Here is a 1691-nt window from a genome sequence, read left to right as displayed (position 1 = left end):
GGGGCCATGCGCACCTACGAGCGCAACGGCGTGCACATCGACCAGTGCACCGAGTGCCGCGGGGTGTTCCTCGACCGCGGCGAGCTCGAGCGGCTGGTGGACGCCGAGGCCCGTTGGTACGGCGACGAGACGGCGCCTGGCGGCCGCAGCCAGCCGCACGACCGGGCGGACGCCCAGGGGCACCACCCGGGCCACGGCGCGGGGGACGGCCGGAGCGGGTCGCAGCCCCACGCCCAGGGCGGGGGCCAGTCCTCGCTCGGGGGCATGGTCGGGGAGGTGCTGCAGCAGGTGCGGGCCGCGCAGGGCGGCAGCCGTCCCGGCGGGCACCCGCGCCGGAAGTCGTCGTTCCTGGGCGACCTGCTGCGCTGAGCACCGGCGGGCACGCGCGTAGCCTGGCCCGGCCCCGGCCTGCACCCGCGGGCGGCAGCGAAGGAGACCGACGTGTTCGTGGACAGGCTCCGCACCGACCTCACCGCCGCCATGCGCGCCGGCGACGAGCTGCGCGTCACGACGCTGCGCATGGTGCTCACCGCCGTCCGCGAGGCCGAGGTCGCGGGCAGGGTGCAGCGCACCCTCACCGACGCCGAGGCGGAGAAGGTCCTCGCCAAGGAGGCGAAGAAGCGCCGCGAGTCCGCGCAGGTCTACGCCGACGCCGACCGTCCGGAGCTGGCCGCGCGGGAGCGGGCCGAGGCGGACCTGCTCGAGGCGTACCTGCCCGAGCAGCTCGGCGACGCGGAGCTCGCGGCCATCGTGGACGAGGTGCTCACCACCGAGGGCCTCACGCAGCGGGCCCAGATGGGTGCGGCCATGAAGGCCGTCAACGCGAAGGTCGCCGGCCGCGCGGACGGCGGCGCGGTCGCGGCGCTGGTCAAGGCGCGGCTGGCGTGAGCCGCTCCCGCCACGGGCGCACCCGGCGGACGACGTGACGGAGCCCGCCTGCGCCTTCTGCCACGCGGGCGTCGCCGTCGCCGAGTACCCCGTCACGGCGCCCGTCGCCACGACCTCCCCCGTGAGCGGGCGCACCGAGGACCACGGCACCCGGCCGTGGGCCGCGTGCGCGACGTGCGCGGACCTCGTCGACGCCGACCGCTTCGGCGACCTGCTCGAACGCAGCCTCGCCCTGGCCCCGCGCCCGGACGACGGCCCGCCCGACGCGCTGCACGGCTTCGCCCGGGCCTCGTTGCGCGAGCAGCGCGCGGACCTGTTCGCGCAGGTCGCGCTGGCCCACGGGCCCCGCCGCCCGCTCGGCTGACCCGGCGGTCCGGCGGCCGGGGCGGTTCGGGCGCCCGGAGGGCTCAGAAGCGCGAGGAGCTGCCCGCCCCGCTGAAGCTGCCGCCGCCGCTGTAGCCCGACGTCGACCCGCCGCTGCCGGCGCTGGAGCGCGACTGCTGCACGGCGCTGGTGCCGTTCTGCAGGCCGGTGGAGAAGGCCCCCGTCGCGAACCACAGGTAGGTGGGGTCGGCGGTGGCGAGGATCGAGGGCTCCCGCCGCCGCAGCCGCTGCTGGGTGCGCATCTCCTTGGTCACGAGGTCGCGCTCGGCGCTGGTCGCGCCGACGGTCGCGGCCACGGCGCCCGCGAGCGCGTCGAGGTGGGTGCTGAGCCCGTCCCGCAGCGCGCGGAGGCGGTCGAGGGCGTCGTCGGGGGTGAGCTCGCGCGCCTGCAGGGCGGGCGCGAGGCGGTCCAGCTCCAG

General features: G+C 77.8%; 4 protein-coding genes. 3 read left to right on the top strand and 1 reads right to left on the bottom strand.

Annotated features, from left to right (window positions below; all coding sequences use genetic code 11):
• The 3 genes from ACTUAL_RS19785 to ACTUAL_RS19775 all read left to right on the top strand — a co-directional run.
• Positions 1-369: zf-TFIIB domain-containing protein (locus ACTUAL_RS19785; RefSeq protein ID WP_440901289.1), on the top strand; the 369-nt coding region annotated here is incomplete at its 5' end.
• A gap of 72 nt (positions 370-441) precedes the next feature.
• Positions 442-888, top strand: a complete 447-nt coding sequence (locus ACTUAL_RS19780; RefSeq protein WP_440901288.1) for a GatB/YqeY domain-containing protein — start codon at positions 442-444, stop codon at positions 886-888.
• A gap of 34 nt (positions 889-922) precedes the next feature.
• Entirely contained in the window at positions 923-1252 is a 330-nt protein-coding gene (locus tag ACTUAL_RS19775; RefSeq protein WP_440901287.1) for a hypothetical protein, read from the top strand.
• A gap of 43 nt (positions 1253-1295) precedes the next feature.
• On the opposite strand, the gene ACTUAL_RS19770 is transcribed toward ACTUAL_RS19775, so the two are convergent.
• The coding region (locus ACTUAL_RS19770) for a hypothetical protein (protein WP_440901286.1) at positions 1296-1691 on the bottom strand (396 nt) is incomplete at its 5' end.

Source organism: Actinosynnema sp. (assembly GCF_052038725.1).
This window is presented reverse-complemented; position numbering and strand designations above follow the sequence as displayed.